The organism is Lentzea nigeriaca (genome assembly GCF_016907955.1).
In the GTDB taxonomy this organism is placed as follows: Bacteria; Actinomycetota; Actinomycetes; order Mycobacteriales; family Pseudonocardiaceae; genus Lentzea; species Lentzea nigeriaca.
On the sequence record NZ_JAFBCX010000011.1, the window covers coordinates 207,199 to 229,674 of the forward strand.

The 22,476-nt window shown below is 66.4% G+C and carries 21 protein-coding genes and 6 tRNA genes; 9 read left to right on the forward strand and 18 right to left on the reverse strand.

Translation table 11 applies throughout. The features are described 5' to 3' along the window. Positions 1-26: 26 nt before the first annotated feature. On the reverse strand, positions 27-1,148 hold the full coding sequence (locus tag JOD27_RS32505; RefSeq protein WP_307830457.1) for an ABC transporter substrate-binding protein: 1,122 nt from the start codon (positions 1,146-1,148) through the stop codon (positions 27-29). A gap of 68 nt (positions 1,149-1,216) precedes the next feature. Beyond that, positions 1,217-1,726: an HAD domain-containing protein gene (locus JOD27_RS32510; protein ID WP_204766120.1), complete on the reverse strand. Its 510-nt coding sequence runs from the start codon at positions 1,724-1,726 to the stop codon at positions 1,217-1,219. Positions 1,727-1,785: 59 nt separating this feature from the next. Between JOD27_RS32510 and JOD27_RS32515 the strand changes: the two genes are divergently transcribed. Then, on the forward strand, positions 1,786-2,292 hold the full coding sequence (locus JOD27_RS32515; RefSeq protein WP_204766121.1) for a hypothetical protein: 507 nt from the start codon (positions 1,786-1,788) through the stop codon (positions 2,290-2,292). A 61-nt stretch (positions 2,293-2,353) separates the two neighbouring features. On the opposite strand, the gene JOD27_RS32520 is transcribed toward JOD27_RS32515, so the two are convergent. Continuing rightward, the gene (locus tag JOD27_RS32520) at positions 2,354-3,292 is read right to left on the reverse strand and encodes a hypothetical protein (RefSeq protein WP_204766122.1); all 939 of its coding nucleotides are present in this window, start codon (positions 3,290-3,292) and stop codon (positions 2,354-2,356) included. An 88-nt stretch (positions 3,293-3,380) separates the two neighbouring features. Beyond that, positions 3,381-3,953 carry a vWA domain-containing protein gene (locus tag JOD27_RS32525; protein ID WP_204766123.1) on the reverse strand — a complete coding sequence of 191 codons (573 nt, stop codon included), beginning with the start codon at positions 3,951-3,953 and terminating at the stop codon, positions 3,381-3,383. 150 nt (positions 3,954-4,103) lie between these two features. Here JOD27_RS32525 and JOD27_RS32530 point away from each other — a divergent pair, with 150 nt between their 5' ends. After that, complete coding sequence (locus JOD27_RS32530) at positions 4,104-6,992, forward strand: AfsR/SARP family transcriptional regulator (protein WP_307830458.1); 2,889 nt, start codon at positions 4,104-4,106, stop codon at positions 6,990-6,992. On the opposite strand, the gene JOD27_RS32535 is transcribed toward JOD27_RS32530, so the two are convergent. Next, positions 6,983-8,167 carry a helix-turn-helix domain-containing protein gene (locus JOD27_RS32535; protein WP_204766124.1) on the reverse strand — a complete coding sequence of 395 codons (1,185 nt, stop codon included), beginning with the start codon at positions 8,165-8,167 and terminating at the stop codon, positions 6,983-6,985. The genes JOD27_RS32530 and JOD27_RS32535 overlap by 10 nt on opposite strands. Positions 8,168-8,268: 101 nt before the next feature. After that, positions 8,269-8,451 (reverse strand): hypothetical protein, encoded by a 183-nt coding sequence (locus JOD27_RS32540; protein ID WP_204766125.1) that lies wholly within the window; start codon positions 8,449-8,451, stop codon positions 8,269-8,271. Positions 8,452-8,668: 217 nt separating this feature from the next. Between JOD27_RS32540 and JOD27_RS32545 the strand changes: the two genes are divergently transcribed. Beyond that, a complete protein-coding gene (locus JOD27_RS32545) occupies positions 8,669-9,265 on the forward strand; it encodes a hypothetical protein (protein WP_204766126.1) in 597 nt (198 codons plus the stop codon). A 104-nt stretch (positions 9,266-9,369) separates the two neighbouring features. On the opposite strand, the gene JOD27_RS32550 is transcribed toward JOD27_RS32545, so the two are convergent. The 11 genes from JOD27_RS32550 to JOD27_RS32600 all read right to left on the reverse strand — a co-directional run bounded on the left by JOD27_RS32550 (position 9,370) and on the right by JOD27_RS32600 (position 16,952). Beyond that, complete coding sequence (locus tag JOD27_RS32550; RefSeq protein WP_204766127.1) at positions 9,370-9,651, reverse strand: helix-turn-helix domain-containing protein; 282 nt, start codon at positions 9,649-9,651, stop codon at positions 9,370-9,372. A 94-nt stretch (positions 9,652-9,745) separates the two neighbouring features. Beyond that, positions 9,746-12,835 carry an ATP-binding protein gene (locus JOD27_RS32555; RefSeq protein ID WP_204766128.1) on the reverse strand — a complete coding sequence of 1,030 codons (3,090 nt, stop codon included), beginning with the start codon at positions 12,833-12,835 and terminating at the stop codon, positions 9,746-9,748. After that, positions 12,832-13,362, reverse strand: a complete 531-nt coding sequence (locus JOD27_RS32560; RefSeq protein WP_307830459.1) for a hypothetical protein — start codon at positions 13,360-13,362, stop codon at positions 12,832-12,834. The genes JOD27_RS32555 and JOD27_RS32560 overlap by 4 nt, the downstream gene beginning before the upstream one ends. A gap of 87 nt (positions 13,363-13,449) precedes the next feature. After that, on the reverse strand, positions 13,450-15,090 hold the full coding sequence (locus tag JOD27_RS32565; RefSeq protein ID WP_204766130.1) for a KGGVGR-motif variant AAA ATPase: 1,641 nt from the start codon (positions 15,088-15,090) through the stop codon (positions 13,450-13,452). Continuing rightward, entirely contained in the window at positions 15,090-15,683 is a 594-nt protein-coding gene (locus JOD27_RS32570; RefSeq protein ID WP_204766131.1) for a TIR domain-containing protein, read from the reverse strand. The genes JOD27_RS32565 and JOD27_RS32570 overlap by 1 nt, the downstream gene beginning before the upstream one ends. Before the next feature lie 161 nt (positions 15,684-15,844). Next, positions 15,845-15,916, reverse strand: a tRNA-Val gene (locus tag JOD27_RS32575). A 1-nt stretch (position 15,917) separates the two neighbouring features. Next, positions 15,918-15,990, reverse strand: a tRNA-Gly gene (locus JOD27_RS32580). 170 nt (positions 15,991-16,160) lie between these two features. After that, a tRNA-Val gene (locus JOD27_RS32585) sits at positions 16,161-16,232 on the reverse strand. A gap of 1 nt (position 16,233) precedes the next feature. Then, positions 16,234-16,305, reverse strand: a tRNA-Cys gene (locus tag JOD27_RS32590). A 42-nt stretch (positions 16,306-16,347) separates the two neighbouring features. Then, positions 16,348-16,420 (reverse strand) — tRNA-Gly (locus JOD27_RS32595). A 106-nt stretch (positions 16,421-16,526) separates the two neighbouring features. Then, positions 16,527-16,952 carry an SsgA family sporulation/cell division regulator gene (locus JOD27_RS32600; RefSeq protein WP_030466274.1) on the reverse strand — a complete coding sequence of 142 codons (426 nt, stop codon included), beginning with the start codon at positions 16,950-16,952 and terminating at the stop codon, positions 16,527-16,529. Between the two features lie 256 nt (positions 16,953-17,208). On the opposite strand from JOD27_RS32600, the gene JOD27_RS32605 reads away from it, so the two are divergent. From JOD27_RS32605 to JOD27_RS32620, 4 genes are all read left to right on the forward strand, one after another. Next, a complete protein-coding gene (locus JOD27_RS32605; RefSeq protein WP_307830460.1) occupies positions 17,209-17,829 on the forward strand; it encodes a sigma-70 family RNA polymerase sigma factor in 621 nt (206 codons plus the stop codon). Continuing rightward, complete coding sequence (locus tag JOD27_RS32610) at positions 17,826-18,608, forward strand: anti-sigma factor (RefSeq protein ID WP_204766133.1); 783 nt, start codon at positions 17,826-17,828, stop codon at positions 18,606-18,608. Before JOD27_RS32605 ends, JOD27_RS32610 begins: the two co-directional genes overlap by 4 nt. 22 nt (positions 18,609-18,630) lie before the next feature. Beyond that, a complete protein-coding gene (locus tag JOD27_RS32615) occupies positions 18,631-19,053 on the forward strand; it encodes a TIGR02611 family protein (RefSeq protein WP_204766134.1) in 423 nt (140 codons plus the stop codon). 56 nt (positions 19,054-19,109) lie between these two features. After that, positions 19,110-19,181: transfer RNA gene (locus JOD27_RS32620), tRNA-Val, on the forward strand. Between the two features lie 271 nt (positions 19,182-19,452). Here JOD27_RS32620 and JOD27_RS32625 read toward each other — a convergent pair. After that, positions 19,453-20,103: a lyase family protein gene (locus JOD27_RS32625; RefSeq protein ID WP_204766135.1), complete on the reverse strand. Its 651-nt coding sequence runs from the start codon at positions 20,101-20,103 to the stop codon at positions 19,453-19,455. A gap of 34 nt (positions 20,104-20,137) precedes the next feature. Here JOD27_RS32625 and JOD27_RS32630 point away from each other — a divergent pair, with 34 nt between their 5' ends. Next, the gene (locus JOD27_RS32630) at positions 20,138-21,388 is read left to right on the forward strand and encodes an adenylosuccinate synthetase (RefSeq protein ID WP_204766136.1); all 1,251 of its coding nucleotides are present in this window, start codon (positions 20,138-20,140) and stop codon (positions 21,386-21,388) included. A gap of 39 nt (positions 21,389-21,427) precedes the next feature. Continuing rightward, entirely contained in the window at positions 21,428-22,057 is a 630-nt protein-coding gene (locus JOD27_RS32635) for a DUF7002 family protein (protein WP_372441769.1), read from the forward strand. Positions 22,058-22,476 lie beyond the last annotated feature (419 nt).

The window sequence follows — 22,476 nt, forward strand, 5'->3', positions numbered from 1 at the left end:
GGCTGCCGCTACGGGAGCGACACTCGTCATCCGATGGCCTGCGCCCAGGTCGCGGTCAGGACGGCCTTGGCCTTGTCGGCCTGCGCCTGCGTCTGGAACACCTGCTTGCCGTCGGTCTTCGGCAGCTTGTCCTTCGCCGCCTTGTCCGCCTTGTCGCCCATCTTGTCCAGGCGCACCGGGCGGGACATGCCCTTCAGGTAGAGGTTCTGGCCCTCGTCGGAGTAGAGGAACTCCTGCCACAGGCGCGCGGCCGCCGGGTGCGGCGCGTCCTTGCTGATGGCCTGGTTGTAGTAGGCACCGATCTGCGCCTCGGCCGGGACGACGACCTTCCAGTCCATCTTGCCCTTGAGCTTCTCGGTCTGGGCGGCGTTGGTGTAGTCCCAGTCGATGACGACCGGTGTCTGCCCGGACTCGATCGTCGCGGGCGACGGGTCGACCGGCTGGAAGTTGCCGGCCTGCTTGAGCTGCTTGAAGAAGCCGACACCGGGAGCGATGTCGTCGGCGGAACCGCCGTTGCCCAGCGCCGCCATCATGACGCCGGAGAACGCGGCACCGGCCTGCGTCGGGTCGCCGTTGAGCGCCACCTTGCCCTTGTACTCGGGCTTGAGCAGGTCCTTGACGCTCGTCGGAGCCGGCACCTTCGCTGCGTCGAACCCGATCGACATGAAGCCGCCGTAGTCGCCGTAGTAGAGGCCGTCCGCGTCCTTGAGCTCAGCGGGGATGTCGTCCCAGGTGCTGACCTTGTACGGCGCGAACAGGTCCTTGTTGGCCAGTGCCACGTTCAGCCCGAGGTCGAACACGTCCGGCGCGCGGTCGTTGCCCTTGAGCTGTTTGGCGGCGTTGATCTCCTCCTGGCTGGACGCGTCCGGCTGCGCCGAGTCGACCTTGAGGCCGTACTTGGCCTCGAACGCCTTGATGATCTCGCCGTAGTTCGCCCAGTCCGGGGGCAGCGCGATGACGTTGAGCTTGCCCTCCTTCTTGGCGGCCTCGACCAGCTTGTCCATGCCACCGAGCTCGCTCGCCGACTTGGCGGTGTTGGCGGCACCGGCCGGCGTCTCCTTGGCGGGCGGGGCACCACAGGCGGCCACCGCCAGCACCAACGCGCCGACACCAATGAGTTTCGTGGTGACGTTCCCTCGCTTCAGCACAGGCGGAGGATTCGCGCGGACAGCTTTCGTTGTCAAGCCAGCCGCGCCGGTTGAGACCTTCTCGACTCCTACGGTGAATTCTCGGTACCCCTGGGGTTGCCACTGAATGCTTTCCGAGCTTCACTCAGGTGTTGCGCGGTGATCCCGGTGCCTGGGTCGACGTGGACGAGCGCGGTCGTCAGATGCCGTCGCTTGTGGACGAACTCCGCTCTGCGGGCGGCGTGCAGCCCGAAGTCGTCGTCGAACCAGACGAGCGGCCGCTCGTAGGCGTACCGCGCCACAGCGGGGTACTTCCAGCCGTGCTCGTCGTGGAACTCGATCACCTTGAGCGCTGGCAGTCCGAGCCGCGGCCCGATCTCGATGTTCGCCCGGTGCAGCCAGCTCGTGGCCCACGCGAGCTCGGCGCCGGTTTCGACGGCCAGCCGTCTCAACTGGTCGCCGTGGTCCGGGTCGAGCCAGATCCGCAGCTTCCGCCTCCAGCCGACCTTGATGTCGAACGGCCGGTAGTTCGGCGGCTTGTGCTTCGCCGCCCACGGGTTGAGCGGACCGTCGACGTCGATCACGACGAGTGGCTTCACGAGGTCAAGACTGCCGTTACCCAGGCACGAGGCGCCCAGCGCCCCTAACCTCCGGAGGCATGAGACGCATGGCCCTGCTCGTGCTGCTGTGCGCCACCCTCGTGGGCTGCGCCGCGATCGCCGACCTGGCGACGCTGCAGAGCCACATCCAGGACGCCGGCTACAAGAACGTCTCGCTGCACCACCGCTCCCACAACGGCACCGACTTCCTCGAGATCACCGCGTCCGGCTCCGACCCCGACAAGGTGGCGGAGATCGTCTGGGACACCTACCCCGAGCACCTGGACCACGTGTCGATCACGCTCAACGGCACCCAGAAGGATTACTCCGAGGCCGACCTGCGCAGCGCGTTCGGCGAACGCCAGGTCACCGAGAAGCCCGACGACGACACCGACGTGATGAAGTCGGTCATCACCTGGCTGATAGTCGGCGCGGTGGTGGTCCTGCTGCTCGTCGCGGGGGTGATCATCCTCATCGTGATGCTGGTGCGCCGCTCCGACCGGCGCAAGGCCCGACAGCCGCACCACCCAGGCCGGCCGCCCGCCGGACCTCCACCCTCCGCATAGGAGTCCGACGGCTGGAGCCTCTTCACCTTCGACAGCGACGCCAAGTAGCCGAAGGGCATGATCAGGAGGCACGCCGAGCCGAGCACACCACCGACCCGCCCCACCGAACGCCGTACAAGAGCCCCGGCAGCAGACGACTGAACCTCAGGTGGATCTCCCCGGCGCGATCCACCGCCTGCTGGCCCCCGTCCGGCTCGGCGTCGGCACGCTGCAACACGCCGTCGAACGTCCGCACCAGCCGTTTGCGGTCGTGCTCGAACCGCACACGCAGGTCGAACACTTCGCACGGCCGGTCGGGAACGTGCAGCACGCACGGGTGCATGACGTCCCGGCTCTGCAGCCGATACCGGACCGCGAAGTCGTGGATCGTGCCTCGCACCAGCGGTTCTGCCGGCACGAGTGTGAAGCCGGGGCGATCGTGCGTCGCGGAGCGGTCCTGCAACGTGCCGCCGTAGAGCAGATGCACCTCCACGTCCCGTCTGCGTACCGGGAACACGGCGGCGAACTCCAGCTGATCCACCCCGTCCTGCTCGACGACGACCTGGTAGCGCTCGATCACCTCGGGCTGCCGCTGGTCGAGTGCCACTGCGACGGCCAGCTCGGTGGTGTGCCAGCCCCCGGTGTCGCGGCGGGTGGTCGTGGCGGCGAGCTCAGCCAGCTGCTCGACGGCCTCGTCGACACGCCGCCGCACGGTGCGGGCGTCGCGTTCGATCTCAGCTGCGACCCAGTTGACCCGCTCCTGGTAAAGCGGATGCCGGACCTCTGGAATGAGCCCGAACGCCGCCCGCGCCGCGAGCTGGAGGTCGTCCGGGAGCTGCTCGACCAGCTCGGTCAGCCTGGTGACCAGCTTCTGACGGGCGGCGGACGGCCCGTCGGCCCTGGTGATCCCGCAGGCGGCCGCCAGGTCTGTTCCGACCCGGTCCGCTATCCGCCCGTGCACACCCCTTCCCTTTCGGAGGGTCTTCAGCTCACGGACCAGCTTCGCGTATGTCGACGGCATCTTCGTTTTCCTCCCCTTGTGCACACACGTGCGGCGGAGGCAGGTTGCGGCGAGCGTGTGGACGAGAAGTGGACAGGCCGTGGATCGGTCAGACGTGGTCTGGTCGCAGGACGGTCCGTGCCACCGATGAGGCGAGCGCGATCCCGATCCGGACACCGTCACGGCCGAGGAAGACCCGCGAGGTACCGATGCGGTCCAGGGTCGGCGTGTCGACAGCACCGAGCCCGAACGCGATCACCTCTGGGCACCACGGCGCCGCCGTCAGCTGTGACAACGCCGTGGGCCAGGCCGGATCAGTCGCCCTGCCGTCGGAGATGAAGAACAACATCGGGCGACGCACGCGCATTCGCCGTGCTTTGAGACTCTGCACATCATGCTCGATGGTGGCGCGCAGCAGGGTGAAGGCCGAACCGAAGTCGGAACCTGATTCCTGGCGCGGTGTAATAGCTTCCGCGGGATCGAGGGCTGCCCGCAGAGGCTGCACCACCAGCGGGTTCTCCGCGAAAACCACCACGCAGAGCCGGACCTGGGTGGTCGCACGGCGATCCGCGTGCATCACACCGCGGAACTCCCGCACGCCGGCGTTCACCTCGTCGAGGTGATCGGCCATCGAGAACGACACGTCGCACACCACGTAGCACGGCAAAACATCGAGCACCATTCGCTTCCCCCTCAGCACAGGGCGTGACACGGACCACCGTTACCCGATCGCGTTGATCAAACGTGGACAAAAAGATGATTCGTTGACACGCCAAAGGCCTCTTGCACGACAGTCCTCTCAGACAGAAGCTCGGACACCGAGGAGGACGGCGTGGAGTTCCGGATGCTGGGTCCGCTGGAGGCGTGGCACGAGCACACCTCTGTGTCCTTGGGAGACCAGCAGCAACGCTTCATCCTCGTAGTGCTTCTGCTGCACGCCAACAAGCCGGTGTCAGCCGAACGGCTCACCGAGACCGTGTGGCCCGACAACCCGGAGCGCAGGACGCTGGTGCGCGGCTACATCAACAAGCTGCGCAAGGCGTTCGAGCCCACGGACACGTCGATCGACACGACGCCGACCGGCTACGTGCTGCGGGTCGACGAGAACCAGATCGACGCTGTCCGCTTCGATCGCCTGCGGGTGGAAGCCGCACGAGCCTCGCAGGACAACGACCAACGCAGGGCGGTCGAACTGCTGCGTGCCGCGGTCGCTTTGTGGCGCGGCAGGTTCCTGGAGGACATCGACATCGACCGGGTGGGCGGAGCCGAGGTGATCCTGCCGGACGAGAGCTACCACGACGCGCTCGGCGATCTGGCCGAGCTGGAGCTCATCATCGGCGATCACCGATCGGCCAGAGATCGGATGCGCCGCGCGGTGCACACCGCACCGGACCACCAGAAGTACTCCGAACTCCTGATGCGCGCGTTGATCGCGTGCGGCGACCGCGTCGGCGCCATCCGTGTTTTCGAAGCCGCGACGGGTGCTCTCGCCGATCTCGGTGTCGAGCCGGGAACAGTGCTGCGCAACCTCGCGGAGCGTGCCCGGCGAGGTGAGCCGGTCAGCTCGCTGCCCTCCCGGCCCCGCGCGTTCACCGGCCGGGAGGCGGAACTCCACGAGATCGAAGCAGCGGCGGCGGCACCGGGCGAACGTCGCGCGGTCTGGATCAGCGGTGCACCCGGCATCGGCAAGTCCGCTCTCGCCGTCGAAGCCGCGCACAGGCTCCGCAGCCGGTTCCCCGACGGGCAGATCTTGTTGCGGCTCAACGGATTCACACCGAACGTGGCCACGATGCCGGTGTCGGACGCACTCACTCAGCTGCTCGTCGAGCAAGGCGTGCCAGTCGAGCAGATCCCGGACACGGTGGGCCGCAAGGCCACGCTCTTCCAATCCCGGCTCTACGGCACCAGAACACTGGTGGTGCTGGACAACGCCGCGTCCCCGGACCAGGTCGAGCGGTTGCTGCCCGAGGCGGAGGGCTGCTTCGCGATCGTGACGAGCAGGCACATGGGGGAACCTGACATCAGCACCCACGTGCGCCTGTCCCCGCTGCCTCGCGACGACGCGGTGGCCATGTTCCAGGCGCTGACCGACCCCTTCCGGATCCGCGGCCGCTCGGCCGATGTGGCTGGCCTGGTCAAACGCTGCGGCTACCTGCCGATGCCGATCAACATCGCGGCCGCGCTGTTCCGCCGGCACGACCGGTGGTCACTCGACCACCTGCTCGGGCTCATGAACGAAAGCGGGCCGTGGCAAGAAGACGGCGCCGCGGTCCACGCCTCCTACCACCAGCTCAACGACCAGTTGCAGCAGGTCTTCCGGCTGTTCGGGCACCTCCCGGGACCCGATGTCGATCTCATCGGCGCCGCGGCGTTCATCGGCCGCGACATCGCCGATACCCGCAAGCTCCTGGACGACCTGCACGAGGTCTGTCTGTTGGAGGAAATCGCTCCGGACCGGTACCAGATGCTCGACGCCGTCAAGCAGTTCGCCGCTCTCGAACCTCCGCCCTCGGACGCGTTGGCACGACTGCTCGACTTCTACCTCGTCACACTGGCCAACGCCGTGGGCACGGCCCACCCGTTCGACCGCACCGTCCAGCCGTCGGTGGATCGCGAAAGCCCACTCGGCCTGCGGTTCACGCACAAGGACGACGCGTTGGCGTGGATCACTGCCGAGCGCGACAACCTGATGGCTGCCATCCGGCACTCAGGTCAAGACCACGCGTGGCGGCTGGCCGCGCTGATCTGGCGGCACTTCAACACCGCGAACCGGTTCGCAGACTGGATCGACGCCATCAAGTCCGTGCGCGCGCACGACGACTACGGTCAGGCGCACGTATTTCTGCGCCTCTCCACTGCGAACGATCGCCTCGGTCATCACGCCGTGGCGCTGGACCTCGCCGGCCAGGCACTGGAGAGGTGGGCTCGTCTCGGCGACGTGGCCGGTGAGGCCGCGACGCTGTGCGCGCTCGCCATCTCGGCGATGCAGCTCGGAGCCCACGACCAGGCGATGCGGCATTTCGAGGCCGCGCTGGCGAAGTACGAGCAGTGCGGGGACCTCCGCGGCCGGGCACACGCGTTGAGCATGCTCGGCTACATCAACGAGCAGCACCGCAGGTATGAGGTCGCGCTGCGGCAACATTCCGACGCCGTGGAGATGTTGCGGGAGATCGGGCATCTGCAGGGGCTGGCGCACGCGTTGAACAACCGCGGCGCGAACCGGCAGCACCTCGGCATGCTGGAGGAGGCCATCCCGGATCACCTGGAGGCGCACGAGATCGCGGTGGAGCTCGGTGACGACTGCGTGGCCGCCTACGCGTTGACCAACATCGCCGACGCACACCGGCTGCTGGGCCGGCTCGGTGAGGCGCTGCACCACCACGAACTCGCCGCCAGGTGCGCCGAGAAGATCGACGACGCCGACCTGCGTGCGCGGTTGTTGCGCGACCGGGCACTGACGGCACGTGACGGCGGCGACCTGGCCAAGGCGCTGCACCTGTTCCTCACGCTGCTGGACGTGGCCACCGGCACGGGCAACCGCACCCACCAGTCCCACGGCGAAATCGGTGTGGCACGGACGATGCACGCGTTGGGCAGGCACTCCGACGCGGTGGCGCACTGGGACGCGGCGGAAGCGATCTTCGCGGAGCTGGACCAGCCGGAAGCGGACGACGTGCGGGCCGAGCGCGCCGAGTTGACCTGTGCGTGCGGTCAGCGGTGAGTCAGAAGTCGTTTCAGGCCGGGGTAGATCTCCCTGACCGCGCTGTGGTTGTGCCATCTGCCCAGGGTCCTCGCCAGTTGCCGCAGATCGGTCCGCACGGTGGCCGAGTCGACGTGCGCCGCGTCATCGATCGTGTCAGCGAGCGTCCGGCAACTCTGGTCGACGTCGCCGGACAACGCGTGGGCAAGCGATCGTCTGGTGCCGAAGCGGGCCCTGGTGCGGCGTGATGTCGCAGGCACCAGTGCGAGCTGACGGTCCAGCACGACCGCGGCTTCGGCGTTGAGGCCGAGATCGCTCAACGCCCATCCCCTGGCCAGTTCCAGGGGATCGGGTGCGCTGGGGCCGAGCGCCGGGTACGGATCGTCCGCTGACGCGGAGTCCATCAGCCTCACGGCGCGGTCGAACGCGCTCTCCGCGGCGTAACGGTCTCCAGCCAGCGCGTGCCCCTGCGCCTCACGTCGTGCGGCGAGCGCGAGGACGCGTGACCCGGCGCTGCCGATCCACTGCGCCTGCTGGGCGAGGCTGATCGTGCTCCTGGCGTCCTGCCGGTAGAACGCGATCCCGGCCTCCCGCACGAACGAGTAGCTCGCGATGTCCGGATCCGCCGCCGCGCGTGACAGTTCCGACGCCTGCCGGGTCCACCACAGCGCGCTCTGCTCGTCACCGGCCTCCTGGCTCATCCAGCCCGTGTACTCGGCGATGCGCGCGGCGAGCCGCAGCAACCCCGTGCCGACCGGTCCGGTGTTCTCGCGTGCCATCCCGTGCACCGTGTGCTGCAAGGCTTTCAGCGGTTCGATGAGCACCATCGGACTGGTGCGCAAGCCCAGGCCGCGCAGGTTCTCGAACGAGGTGCGCATCCCCGCGATCACCTCTTCGTCCGGCACCGGCCGCGGCCCGCTGCCCGCGAGCGCGCCGACGCCGAGCATCGTGCCGGCCACGAGTACCTGACGGCGGCCGAGCCCTGGAGCGTCGCGCAGCGCGGCCTCGATCAGCCGGCCACCGACGTCGAGCACACCGTCGCACAGGCGGGCGACTGTGGGCGTCGGGGGTTTGATGTCGTTCTCGATTTTGCTGAGATAACCCTTGCTGTAGTGAATCAGCTTCGCCAGCTGCCCCATCGACAACCCCGCGGCGATGCGATGTTCGCGCAGCAGCTCACCGAAGGTTCCGGCCACGATTGCCTCCCCGCTCCGTCAGCCGAGTACATCATCCGAATCTGTTCGCCGCAATCACCCTGGCCATGACAAAAAATGGCCAGGGCGCATTGGCGGTTACCTCATCCGTGCCACGGGTTGCCGCCGCCGTCCTGGGTTTCCGTGGTCGTCGTGGTGGTCGGGGCGGGAGGCGGCGGGTTGTCGTCCGCGTTGGCCGTGGCACCACCGGAAACAGCGGCGGCGACGGCGAGCGTGGTCACCAGCGTGGTCGCACCGGCAACGAAAGTGGACACGATTTTGGACATGACGAATCCTCCGAAGGAAATCGCGATTGATTCCGGGATTTCGCCCGCCGTTCTGCGGGCTACTTCGAGGATTCATCTCCAGAAACCATGAAAACAGGTGTTGCCCGTTGCCCACCGGGGTGGTCAACACGTCCACTCCTCATCCACTTCTGGTCAACACCCGGCGTGGATGCTGCGGGCAACCGGCAGCAGGCCGGTCCTGCAGGAGGAGGTTGGAGTGATCGAATCCGCGACCTACGACATCGCCGTGTCGTTCGCCGAGGAACAGCGCACCCTGGTCGACGAGGTGGTTGAAGCGTGTCGGCAGCGTGGCCTGACCGTGTTGGAGGGCAATGATCTGCCGCAGGCGCAGGTGCGCTTCTTCGTGCCGTTCGTGTCCACTGTGGACGATCTGATGTTGGACGGCGACGAACACGTGCTGCCGGTGCTGACCGGCGACACCCACGCGCCGGCACCGTTCCTGCGCGCGGACGAAGGCCTCGTGGACGCGCTGGTGAGCCGGGTCGAGGCGGCCGAAACCGCGGGCAGGAACCGGGTGTCAGTCGCCGACGTGGCGGCAGCGGTCAAGGCGCCGCGACCCGAGAAGTCCGCGCTGCGTTCCCTGGCCGAGCAGCTCGCCGCATCGTCCAGACGCGACCTCGCTGGCACCATGCACCTGGGCGACACCACGATCGCCGTGCGCGTCGAACGTTCCGATGACACCGTCTACGCCTTGGAGGTCCGCGGCGAGACCGTGAACTTCGTCGTCCTCGGCGGTTCGACCGAGCCGCTCTCCACGCTGTACCAGCGGATCGAGGAAATGCTGACCGCGTAACGCGAAAAGGGCGGTGCCTCCACGGGAGTGAACTGGTCCCCGGAAGTTGGACTGGCTAACTGAAGGTTAGGCCGGGAGGGCCTGGGCTCGGTATTCGACCGGGCTCAGCCCTCGACCAGCTTGGGCGAGGACAGGTCGTACTCGCGCGCCAGCTCGAGCGCGGACACCTCACCGTCGACGAACCGGCGCACGACCTCGAGCTTGAACTCGAACGTGAACGACCGCTTGCCCGGTTTCATCATCAGCGCTCCCGCGCCTCGCAGACTCCAACGCTCACGCAAGCGTCGCACCGCGGTCTCCGACACCCCCAGCCGGGTCGACACGGCCTTCTCGCCATACCCGGCCTCGAACAAGGCGACAGCAGTCTCCCGCTGCCGCTCAGACAACGAACTTCGTGGATGCAACGAACCGCTCCCCGGAGAGTCGGAACTGGATTCCCAGTCCAACTTCCGGGGAGCGGTTCAGAGACACCGCCCTTTCTCACTGCTTCCTGGCCCGCTCGACCACTTCCTCGAGCCGCAACGGACTGGGCGGGTGATGGCTGAGGCACAGCGGCGCCCGCATCCGCCGGAACCCGAACGTGTCCCCGGTGACGTAGAACTGCCCGCGTTCCAACCGCGAGATGTCCGCGATCGAACTCCCTTTGGCCCGCGCCATGTCCGTCGCCGCGGCGATCTGCGCAGGACTGTTCAACCGCCCGAAGAACTGCGTGGTGGCGTTACCCGTCACCTGGTTGTGCACACCCTTGGGCGCCTGCGTGGCGAGCATCAGCCCGAGCCCGTACTTGCGAGCCTGCGAGGCCAGCAGGATCGTGGTCTGCAGGCTGGCAGTGGCCCCACCGGAAGGCGCGATCGTCTGTGCCTCGTCCATCACCATCAGTCCGCCGAGCGGCCGGTCCACCGCCGGATTGCGCTTGATCCACGCGAACACCTCGAGCTGCAGCTGACTGATGAACCCCTGTCGCTGCTCCTCGGACGGCAACCCGACAAAGCTGATCACCGAAACCCGAGCCCGCTTACCGCCTGACGGCTGGAGCAGCACCCCGGGATCAGTCGGCTCTCCCGCACCACCGAGCAACGGATCGTTGACCATCGCGGCCCGCAACGTCTCCGCGAGATCAGCCGCCGTAGCCGCCGCCGAGTGCAACTTGCTGACACCCTCCGGCAGCTCCGCCAGCAACTCGACGAGCCCGTTCAAGTCCCGCCGATCCCCCCGCGCATAACGCCTGAGCGCCTCTCGGAGCACAGCCCTGCCTCGAACGGCGAACTTGGTGTCGTTGGCAATCCGCGCGTGCGGCACCAACCGCGCCACCGCAGCCTCCACGGCCGCGGCGAACTCGTCCTCGTCGTCCCGCACCTCGGCGAAGTCGGGCAACGGATGAAAACTCAACGGCCGGCCGCCGACCCGCCCCGGCGTCCACACCACAACCTCGGTGCCGGCCAGGTACTCGGCAGCCTTCGCCTCGTCCCCCGGCCGCCACTCCGCAGGCACCTCGGGCCAAGCGTCCCCGAGCCGCGCCAGGTCGTTGTTGGGGTCCAGCACGATCGCCGAGACCCCGCGCAGCGCGCACTCCTCGACGATCCTGCGCAACAGCACCGTCTTCCCACTGCCGGACCCGGCGAAGACGATGGCGTGCTTGCGCAACGACTCCAGCTCGATCCGGATCTCCCCGTCCATCCCGAGCACGATCTCGTCAGGACTATCCGGTCGCTGCGGCTGCGGCGGAGGACGGGTCTCCTGGTGGCTTGCCGCCGTCCGCTCCTGATCCGGCAACACCGACCGCAGGAACATGGTGCTGCTGGCGGGTTTCCTGGCCACCAGCCACCCCAGCAGCTGGTGGGTCTGCACCGAGCAGATCTCCTTGAGCGCGCTGAACGTCCTCAGGTCGTCGTCCGTGATGTCGACGCACCGCCCGCCCGCGGTCTCCAGCTCGGCGACCAGCCGCCGGGTCACCGCACCGGTCCAGCCCTTGGACCCGTTGCGAATGATGATCAGATGCCTGCCTCGCGCTCCGCGGGTTCCTTCTGCCGCGTCGCGCGCATCGCGCAGCTTGCGCAGCACCCGGTTGCCGTGGCTACTCGCGATGAATCGAAAACCCCAGCGCTCCTGAGTGTCCAGTTCCTCGTTGACGGTCAGGCGCAGCCCGGCGTGCAGCCGCATGTCGTCCGTGTGCGGCTCCGGATGCCACTTCAGGTCGTCGTTGCCGACCTCTGTGATCCAGGACTTCAGCCCGGCCAGAAGCAACGCGGGCAGCACCTCGTCCTCGTTGGCCGGCTTGACCTCCATCGCGGTGACCGCGGCCGTCTCCTTCAGGTGCGCGAACCTGGCGTCGAACTCCGCCATGTAGTCCGGTTCAGGTGCCGTGACGACCGGCGGGGCCACGATCTCGGTCGGCGGTGCCGCGTCGAACGAGGCCAATTCCCTGATCTCGCCGTACAAGCAGCCTTCCGCGTGCTGATGCACCCGCTTGAGCAGCTGGCGTGGCGTGCGAGCCGACCAGTTCGCCGGATCGAACGCGCTCGGCGCCACCGGCCAGGTCGAGTGCGGCGGCACGATCCCGTGGCGCTGGTACATCACGCCGAGCCACTTCTCGACGAGTTTCCTGCCGAGAGCGGGGTCGGCGATCGAGGCGAGGATCGGGGTCGTGGTGAAACGGTCCTCCACGGTGTCGCTCGCGATCGACTTCAGCATCTTCCACGTGTTGGGCAGGCAGGCCACCACCGTGATCGTGCGGCGCGTCGTCTCGCGCAGCTGCATGAGGCCGTCCGAGATGTCGGCGATCTCCTGCACCAGCTCGGGATTCGTCACCGCCTCGCCGGTCACGTCCCGTCCCTTGTTGACCAGCGTGTCGAGCTGGTCGACGGCGATGACGCACGGCCCGGTCATCGCGAGCACGCGGGAGATGTCGCGAACGAGCGTCCGTGACGGGTTGGCCTCGGCGGGAAGGCCCCAGCGACGCCGTTCCTCGCTCGACTCGTCCACGCCCTTCAGGTAGGACTTGCCGACGTCCGAGTGCTCCGAGGCGTACAGCACGAGTGCACGGATCGTGTCGCCGCATTCCACAGCGATCCTGCTGTCCACAGTGCGGAGCCCGCCGAGGAAGGTCTGCAGGTGCTCCGGTGTGAGCGGTGCCCCACCCACCACGGCGCGGCCGACGTCATCGGGCACGTCAGCTCCCATGCACAGCTGACGCAGCAACACCGTGAGCTGGATGTCACCCTCGTCGTTGGCCCGGCGCAGCTCACTGCGCATGGCGTCGGCGACGTCGTCCCAGAACGCCTTGCCCGACGTGACCTCGACGAGGAAGAAGTAGCCACCCTGTCCCTGCACCGTGCGGCGAACCGAACCCAGCAGGTGCGTCTTGCCGACACCCTTCTCCCCCTGCAGCACCAGACCGCCGATGCTCGGTCCGACGCTGGCCCGTGCGTCCGCGATGCCCGCCCGAAGACGATGTTCGGCCCTGGTGTGCAGACCTTCGATGTGGAACGGCGAGGCGTGCCAGACGTCGTCGGGGGTCTCGGCGGAGTTGAAGCGCACGACCGCCAGCGCCTCGCGCAGTTGCTCGGTCATGATTCCTCGATCGCCATGAGGTGCTTGTCCTCGCCGCCGACACGGATCGCGGCAGCGTGGTCGTCCTCGGTGAGCACCTTGCGGTTCGAGTCGGGAACCAGGTGGGTGGTACCGGCTTTCACCATCCTCAGCAGTGTCTCGTCCACCTCATCGCGGTCAGCACCGCCGAGCCGCGGACGGATCTTGGCCAGCCGGACCCAATCCTGATAGCCGTCGCCCAGCTCTAGGTACACCTGCCGGATCAGCTCCTCCAGGTCGCCGGACTGGATCGCCTCAGCGAGGGCACCCCGTTGGTAAGCGAAACGCGCGAGCCTGCTCAGGACCAAGGCATGCACTCGAGCCAGTGGGCCGATCCGCGACGGCGCCTCGCCATCCATGAGATCGCCTGCACACCAGGCGATGCCCTTGTCTGTGATCTGATGAACCAGCCTCCTGCCTTCCTTCGACGTTTCCAGCAGGCCATCCTTGTTCAAGGCGATGCGCTCGTCCTTGGACAGCGAGATCTTGTACTGGTCGGTCAGCTCCACGTTGGGAATCGCACGGCCCTCCAGCCACAGCTGGATGAGTGCGGCTCTCGCTCTGGGTGCGTACGTCTCCGGCATCACGCCGCCCTTTCAGTCTGTGAACGCGTTGATTCGTCGCTCGATCCGGGCGAGTAGTGCACTCACCTCGGTGCGCACTTGTGATGGCACGGCCACCCCGGTCCCCTTGCGGTGCGGCCTGTTGAGGAGCAGGAGATCAGCGGACCGGTCCCGCAGCAGATCCATGTCGCCGTCGTCGAGGGCTCCGGCCATGCCGCGCACCGTTTCCTCAACGAGGACGATCCTTTCGGCATATGGCAGCTGCTCCGGCAGTTCGCGCAGCGCCGCCTCGGCACTCGTTAGTGCTTCCTGATCCGGCTCGGTCTCCGCCCTGGGCGTCGCCTTGATGAGGTCGTGCAGTTCCCGTGCCACCCACACCGGTCGCACGCCCGGCTCGAACTCCAAGTGCCGGAGATTGCGCAAGAAGCCGGGCAGCAACTCGCGGTCAGTACCGGGGGCCAGCAGACAGAACACCTGCCGCTGATCGCCGTCAGGCGCCAACGTGCGCCGCAGGAAACGCTCTGCCTCGGTGTGCTGCCATCGACTGAGCTGGCCATCCACCACCAGGCAGAGGTGTTCTGCGGGATCGCTGGCCGTGTCGAGAATCTCGGGGTCTCCTGACACCGACCTCTCCACGCTTACGCCGAGCAGTCGCAGTTCCGTGATCAGCTCCGTCGCGGTGCGCCAGAGCGATCGAGGACTGGACACCAGCAGGTCCTGGTCGAACTTGCGACGGCGGGCGCGTCCCGCCGACACGTAGGCGTCTCGGTTGTCGGCCAGCAGGTCGGTCCTGTCGAACTGCTGCGCGATCACCGCGGCGACTGTCTCCAGCGCGAACGAGATCTGGTCCGGCGACGGGAAGCGCTCCTCCACAACGGGCAGCTGCTCACCGAAGCTCCAGTAGGAGACGTAGGGCACGGTCAGATGCCGCAGCATCAGCTCGGGAGTGACGCTCTTGACCAGCCAGTTGCGGAACAGCGGTGCGACGACCTTGGCGCACTTCTTCTGCCAGTTCTCGGCGCGCTCGTACTCCACGCGGTTGTCCAGCCGGGACAACACCGGCAACACCTGGTGTCGCGGCCGGTCGTACGGAAGGCGGTCTCTCGCCTTGTCCGCGAGGTGGGCGATGTCCACGACGTCGTTGAGGTTCTGGTCGTTGGCCGTGAACACCACCACCAGCCGGTCTGGTAGCTGAGCAGTGCAGATACCCGCGATGTCCGAGACGCCGGTACGGCTGTCGATCAGCACGAAGTCGTATTTGGCGGTCCACTGGTCGCGGTACTCCTCGAGATGCGCGGCGAACCCCCGCTTGTACAGGTCCTCCCAGTTGATCGTCTGCATGCGACGTGAATAGGACGACTCGAGCTTCCCGTCCTCCACCCGGCCCGCCGCAATCAGGTCGAGCACGCCACCATCGACGTGGACTCGTATCTCGTGAGAAGCGGGTGACCTCACTCCAGCGAGGTATTCATGTGCGATGTCGACCACACCGCTCTCCGGCTCCTGCGCGAGATGCGGCTCGAAGTAGAGGTGAAGTCCCGGCGCCTCCAGATCCCAGTCAACCGCGAGCACTCGGTACCCCCAGCGCGCGAGCAGCACGGCGGTGTTCGCCAGGGTGAAGCTGCGTCCGACGCCGCCCTTGTACGAGTAGAACGTGATCACGGTTCCAGACATCACTCGAACCTCGGTAATGGAGGAGGCGGGATGAGCACCGGGTCGGGCCGCTCAACAATCGGCCAATCCGGACTCCATTCAGGCACTTGCTTCACCAGTTGGACCAGATCACGCGCCAGAACCCTGACTTGCCGACAAAAGGCGATGTAGTCAACGGAGTCCTGATAAACCGGCTCTGAATACGCGTAGTCCTTGAAGTCCTGCCAGGAACGCATCCGCTCCTCGAGCGGGAAGTTCTCGGAGTCCGAGTACAGGATCGGGTAGATCAGCCCCTGCGAGATGTCGGCGCCGGCCAGCCCGAGCATGGCCTCCCGTGCTCGCATGCTCTCCAACTCGGCCATGCACCAACTCGACTCGAAGTAGTGCGGCGTGAGCAGCTGGATCATGATCTTGCTGTGACGCAGCGCGTTTTCCAAGTTGTGCGCCCACTGCACGGCTCGGGGCATCACCTTGTCCATGTACACCTTGGGAGTGGGTGCACACTCGTCAGCGAGGTACTCAACCAGCTTTCCGTGGAAGTGGTTGATCAACCATTTCTGCACGCTGCCTTTACGGCTGTAGCTGATGAAGAAATCGTACTTGTAGCCGGACACAGCGACCAACCGTAGATGCGGTCACCCCGCGATAAAAGACAAAAAAGTGGTCGCTTTCGAGCGTTCTGTCCAAAAACTGGACAAAAGTTGGAGGCTGCGGCGGCGGACCGCGAACAGCAAGAAGCCCCCGATCATGTTCGATCGAGGGCTTCTCCGGTGAGTGGACGATACTGGGATTGAACCAGTGACCCCTACCGTGTCAAGGTAGTGCTCTCCCGCTGAGCTAATCGTCCGAGCGGATGACGAGACTCGAACTCGCGACCCTCACCTTGGCAAGGTGATGCGCTACCAACTGCGCTACATCCGCGTGCGCCGTGGGTTTCCCTGGCGGGTTTCCCGTGGTGCGAGGAGAACTTTATCCGACGGTCCCCCGAAGTTCCAAATCGGCTGATCTTGAGCCTGGAAGACCGCCACCAGCCGCCGAAACGGCAGTGGGGCCAGGCGCGATGTGCGCCTGGCCCCACTGGTGATCCGAAGTGGACGATACTGGGATTGAACCAGTGACCCCTACCGTGTCAAGGTAGTGCTCTCCCGCTGAGCTAATCGTCCGAGGCGGAGACGGGAATCGAACCCGTGTACAGGGCTTTGCAGGCCCTTGCCTAAGCCACTCGGCCACTCCGCCAGGAGCATGAGCCCACAGTGGTTGTCCACTGGAGACTCACAGAGCGGATGACGAGACTCGAACTCGCGACCCTCACCTTGGCAAGGTGATGCGCTACCAACTGCGCTACATCCGCGTACATCACTGACTTCGTGATGTTGAAACAAACCTTATACGAGGGGTTCAACCGGGTTTCACCGGGGGTACCCGCACCGCCTTCACGGGCCCCCTACCTCGGGTTTTCAGCTCAGGTCGTTCGAGATGAGGTGCGTGAGCGCCTCGTCGACGTTGACCCACAGGTGCTCGTTGCCCGGAACGACGACGTCGTAGGTCCGGTCGAGGAAGTCGGCGAGTTCCTGCGCGGACGCCTCGAACATGGCGTGCCCGGACGGCGAGCTCAGCTCGATCACGACGACCTCGGGGTCGTCGGCGGCAGGGCGGATCCGGACATCGCCGTCGCCGGCGTCGGCGATGAGGCCGTCGGCGAGCAGGTCGCGGGCGAACACCCACTCGACCCAACCGGCACGGCCGGTGCGGAACGCGGCCACGACCGCGTACGGGTCCTTCGTGTCGTATCGCAGCTCCACCTGGACCGGAACCGCGGGGGTCCTCGGCGCCAGCAGGTCGAAGACCGCTGTCGAGCGGAGCGTCACGTGGTCGTTGCGCATCGTCGTTACCCTCTTCTCCCTTCCCGGTCAATGAAACGACCGAGCACCTCAGTTGTGACGTGCATGTGGCGAGGAACGCTCGCGATTCGGACGCAGATCACCCCATCGGGTCAGGTTGACTGCGCACGGCGACCGTTTACACGCGTTCCGTGTCCTCCTCGCTCGTTAGCCTGTGTTCAGCGGCTCCCATCTTGCTGGGTCTAACCTGAACCCGGTACCGGCTGTTGCGCGAATGTTGGACGTGAGGACATCTCTGGTGGCTGACTCGCCCGGTCCACCCGTCGCGTCACGCGACGGCCGCCCGACCGATTTCGAGCTCGTCCAAAGGCTCGCACAGGGCGATCGGTCAGCGTTCGGTGCGCTGTACGACAGGTACGGCACACCAGCATATTCGCTGGCCCGACGCATCTGCGTCGACCCCGAGCTAGCCGAGGACGTCGTCCAGGAAGCTTTCCTCGCACTCTGGCGGCATCCGGCCAGGTTCGACCCCACGCGCGGAAGTTTCGGCACCTGGCTGATGACCTTGGTCCACCACCGCGCAGTGGATGCGGTACGCAAGGAGAACACGCAACGTCGTCGGACTGTTCCCCTCACCGACGACGTCTCACCGCCGGCAGAAGGCTCCGACCACGAGGCGTTGGTGAGCGTGGTGAGTGCCGAGGTCAGGGCGGCACTGCGGACGTTGCCCGAAGAGCAGCGCCAGGTCATCGCACTGGCCTACCTCGGCGGCTACACCCAGTGCGAGGTGGCGAAGCTGACCGGCGTGCCACTCGGGACTGTGAAATCGCGCACGTTCGCGGCGATCAGACGCCTGAGAGGCACGTTGGGGAACTTGTGGGCCGGCGAGACCGGCGAGACGACAGGAGCAAACCGGTGAACGGCGAGTTGTGCCCTCACGAGGAGCTCGCGGTCGGCTGGGCGATGCACTCCTTGGAGCCGGACGAAGAAGCAGTGGTCCGCGACCACCTGCCGAACTGCGCCACGTGCCAGCGCACGGTGCGGTCGACGCAGGAAGTCCTCGCGGGCATCGGCGGCTCGGTCCGCCAGGAACAGCCACCGCCCCGCCTGCGCGCGAGGCTGATGGAACAGATCGAGCACATCCCGCAGGAGGCGCCCACCCAGCACCACCCGCGCCACGCGGCCCCTGTCCCCCTGCGCCCGCAACACCGCCGCCGCACCGGCCGCGTGCTGCTGGCAGCCGCGGCGGCCCTGGCCGTCCTGGCCGGCGGCGGTTACCTCGGCGTGCGCGTGAACCAGCTCTCGAGCGAGGTAGCGGCCTCCCAGGCCCGCACCAACGAGCTGAACCAGGCACTGGCCCTGGCCGCGGACCCGTCCACGCACAGGGCGATCCTGCGCACCGGCTCCGGCGACAAGGTGGCCATCGTCCTCTCCGGCCCGACCTCCGGCGCCGTGATGCCGCTGAACCTCAAGCCGAACGACTCCGGTCACGTTTACGTAGTCTGGGGTGCGAGTACGAAACCGCCGGTACCGTTGGCAATGTTCGACGTGCGCACGGGCTCGACCGACCCGCAACTGCTCAGCTGGTCCCCCGACGCGCACAACCACACGACGTTCGCGGTATCGCTGGAGCCAGGCCGCCAGCCTCCGGCAACGCCTTCGGACGTGCTGGCAGGCGGCCAGGTTGCACCCGCCTGAGTCCCAACAGGATGATCGACACATGACGAAGCCCGACGCGAAGCCCGACGAGCACAAGGGCTGGCGCCACTGGTTCCACCGCAACCCGGCGCTGAACCTGGCCTACCGCATCGGCGTGGGCGTGATCGGCGGCCTGGTGCTGATCACGGGCATCATCATGATCCCGTACCCCGGCCCGGGCTGGCTGGTGGTCTTCGCGGGCCTCGCCATCCTCGCGACGGAGTTCGAGTGGGCGGGCCGCGTCCTCAAGTTCGCCAAGCGCTACTACGACCGCTGGGTCGAGTGGCTCAAGCGCCAACCGACCTGGGTCCGCGGCCTGGTGATGGCCGGCGTCTGCGCCATCGTCCTGGCGACCTGCTACCTCCTCAACGTGTTCGCGCTGGTCGGCGGCTGGTTCGGTGCCGAGTGGAGCTGGTTGCAGAGCCCGATTTTTGGTTCTCGTTGATGATGTTGTAAGCTATGGCCACACCGCGAGAGCGGGACAGCAACACAACAGAACACGGGCGTTTAGCTCAGCGGGAGAGCGCTTCGTTCACACCGAAGAGGTCACTGGTTCGATCCCAGTATCGCCCATAGTGTGTTTACCAGGTCAAAGGGCCTGCCGGTGGTCACCATCGGCAGGCCCTTTGCGTTGAGTGGGAGCAAATTGGGAGCAGAAGTCCTCCCCCAACCCGCGAGAACTGCGTAAAGTCTTCCCACCAAGATTCTCGGAATCCGCAGGTCAGGGAATCGCCGTCCGTTTGGCCCGTGGTGACCTCTTCGCCACCACCGAAGAGGTCACCAGGCGTCAGGCTCGTCTAACTTACGCAGTACGCGTCGCCACGCCCTGTTGCGCGGACAATCGTCAAGCCTGCAACGCAGCAACCCGCTCGAAGACGTGATCGAGCCGGTCCGACAGCGGCTGCACCGCCACGGCGACCCACCTCCCATCGACTTCGAAACCCCGGTTCCTCGCCTCGGCAGTTATCCGCTCGGCGAAGTCGGCAGCGGATCCGTCACCCGACGCGGCTGCCTGCACTAGTTCATGGGCAATCTCCCGCCTCATCCCCGCGCTCATGAGGGCCACCACGGCCCCGTCTGAGATCACGAACTTCGCGTCGCCAAGGATCGCCCTCATGCGCGATTCGTCGACGACCAAGCCGCGGACGAGACCCGTCGTCGAGATCAGGATGTGTTCAACGAGCATGGACGCGTCCGGCAGGCACACGCGTTCGACTGAGCTGTGCGAGATGTCGCGTTCGTGCCAGAGAGGGATGCCCTCCATCACCGGCACAATGTACGAGCGGACGAGCCTGAACAGCCCGCAGATCTTCTCGGCCGTGACCGGGTTCTTCTTGTGCGGCATCGCCGAGGACCCGATCTGGCCGGCCGCGAACCCTTCGGCCAGCTCAGCGACCTCGCTTCGCTGTCCGTGCCTGACCTCCAAGGCGAGGCATTCGCACGCCGATGCCAGCAAGGCGAGTGAACACACCCAGTCGGCGATTCGGTCACGCATCACGACTCTCAGTGTTCTCGCAGAGCGGTACTCCTTGCGCGCCAGCGCCAGCGGGCTGATCGAGCTGGACTCCTATAGCGCCCTGGCGTTGAACGCCACCGAGGCAGACATCGGGAAGCTCGAAGTCGAAGCCGATCTCGTAATCGACACGGCACGCAACTCGGTCGGCGACGTGGAAACCCAGGTGGCCGCCGGCCTGAACCTCTACGCACCTCGTGAAAGCCGCTTGGTCGACGTGCTGATCGGCGCGCAGTACGGCAGCGAGGGCAAGGGCAACATCGCGTTCTTCCTCGCTCCCGAGTACGACGTGCTCATGCGTGTCGGAGGCCCCAACGCCGGGCACAAAGTCCCGCTGCCCACGCCGTACACGCACCGGCTGCTCCCGTCAGGTACTCGCGCCAACTCCGCCGCCACCATCCTCATCGGACCTGGAGCCACGCTGTCCCTCGACGTGCTGCTCCCCGAGATCGCCGAAAGCGCCGTCGAAGTCGACCGGCTCTTCATAGATCCCCAGGCCATGGTCATTGAGCAGGAGGACCTCGTCACCGAAGCCAAGCTGGTCGGAGGTATCGGCTCGACCGGCAAGGGTGGCGGCGCCGCGGCGGCGCGACGCATCCTCGGCCGGCATAACGACGGGTCGGTCGTACCACCGGTCCGCCTCGCACGAGACGTTCCGGAGCTCGAGCCGTACCTGCGGTCCTCCGCAGAAGTGCTGGACATAGCGTTCGAACGGGGACCGCGCGTTCTGCTGGAGGGCACGCAAGGCACCGGCCTGAGCATCTACCACGGCGAGTACCCGTACGTGACGAGCCGCGACACGACGACAGCGGGCACGCTGGCCGAGGCCGGCATCGGCATCCACCGGGTACGACGGGTGGTGATGGTGGCCCGGACGTACCCGATCCGGGTCAAGGACCCCCAGGGAGCAACGTCCGGACCGATGTCACAGGAGATCGGCTCGAACGACATCGCCGAGCGGTCGGAAATTCCGCTGGAGGAGCTGGTAAGCCACGAGAAGGGTTCGGTCAGCGGCAACCAGCGGCGAGTGGCGGAATTCGACTGGCAGATGCTCCGAAGGGCGTCCGAGCTGAACGGCGCCACCGACATCGCGCTCACGTTCACCGACTACATCTCAATGAGCAACAGATCAGCCCGACGCTACGAGCAACTGACCCCAGCGACCATCGACTTCGTCGAAGAGGTTCAGAGAGTCGCCGGGGTTCCCGTGTCCCTGCTGGGCACGCGCTTCGACGTGCGCAGCGTGATCGATCGCCGACGGTGGTAGCAGATGCTGGAAGACTAGCTCGTCAGGCGTTTCCCCACGCTGTACCACATGGCCGAGGACGGCACCTGGCCCACGATTCAGCGGCACGGTCTGCTCAGCACAGCGGCACTGCTGGACCTGTTCGAGGCAGATGCTCCCACCAGGGCTACCGTTCTCGACCAGGTACGCCGGTCAACGATCACGCTCGAGCACCCCGAGCACGGCTCGGCCGTCGTGCGTGACCAGCGTCCTCTCAAATTCCTGGACCGCTGCCTCACCCCACGCACCACACCGCAGCAGTTCTTGGACGCGCTCAACGGCCGGGTGTTCTTCTGGCTCACCTACGAACGCCTGCAGCGGCTGCTCAACGCCTCGCTTTACCGCAAGCACCCGCAAACAGTGCTGCACATCGACACCGCATCGCTCCTCGCCGAACACAGGGACGAAGTTCAGCTTGCTCCCTACAACACGGGAAGCATGCACGTCCCCACCGCGCCGCCTCGAGGCGCTGACGTGTTCGTGGATCTTCTCGACTACCCCTACGACCGGTGGGAGAGGACGCGTGGACGAAACGCCGACGCGGTCGTCGAGTTAACGGTTCCGCACTCGGTGCCGCGGATCACGGACCACACGGTGCGTGTTGAACGCTGGCATCTGGGGGAACCGAGAGAGGTTCTATACAGTCGGTGACCGCTAGGTGACGTCGCCCACCAGACGCCAAGGCGCTGTGCACGCGACCGGCATCACCCAAGCCGTCCTGCACGCCACTGTCCACGACAGATTCGCTGGCAACTTTGAACACACTGCGCTACACGACGTGCCTCCCCACGGTCCGACCGATGATCAAGTGGAAGTCGGATTCAACCGCGACAACGCGGGGACCTTCGATCAAGATCGAACTTTCACACTTACTACCTCAAGCACAAAGCAATGGGTCTGCTGCACCGATAGGTGACATCTGAGTTGGCTTGCCGTGATGGTGAGCTGGGAGGATGTCGCTGTGCCCAAGCCCTACCCCCAGGAGTTCCGCGACGATGTCGTGCGGGTCGCCCGTGACCGCGAGCCCGGCGTAACCGTCGAGCAGATCGCCAAAGACTTCGGGGTCCACC

Bases quoted from the DNA above. Each gene is read 5' to 3' on its own strand.
- JOD27_RS32515 (WP_204766121.1), top strand. From the start codon at position 1,786: ATGAGACGCATGGCCCTGCTCGTGCTGCTGTGCGCCACCCTCGTGGGC.
- JOD27_RS32520 (WP_204766122.1), bottom strand. From the start codon at position 3,292: ATGCCGTCGACATACGCGAAGCTGGTCCGTGAGCTGAAGACCCTCCGA.
- JOD27_RS32525 (WP_204766123.1), bottom strand. From the start codon at position 3,953: ATGGTGCTCGATGTTTTGCCGTGCTACGTGGTGTGCGACGTGTCGTTC.
- JOD27_RS32540 (WP_204766125.1), bottom strand. From the start codon at position 8,451: ATGTCCAAAATCGTGTCCACTTTCGTTGCCGGTGCGACCACGCTGGTG.
- JOD27_RS32555 (WP_204766128.1), bottom strand. From the start codon at position 12,835: ATGACCGAGCAACTGCGCGAGGCGCTGGCGGTCGTGCGCTTCAACTCC.
- JOD27_RS32565 (WP_204766130.1), bottom strand. From the start codon at position 15,090: ATGTCTGGAACCGTGATCACGTTCTACTCGTACAAGGGCGGCGTCGGA.
- JOD27_RS32600 (WP_030466274.1), bottom strand. From the start codon at position 16,952: ATGCGCAACGACCACGTGACGCTCCGCTCGACAGCGGTCTTCGACCTG.
- JOD27_RS32615 (WP_204766134.1), top strand. From the start codon at position 18,631: ATGACGAAGCCCGACGCGAAGCCCGACGAGCACAAGGGCTGGCGCCAC.
- JOD27_RS32625 (WP_204766135.1), bottom strand. From the start codon at position 20,103: ATGCGTGACCGAATCGCCGACTGGGTGTGTTCACTCGCCTTGCTGGCA.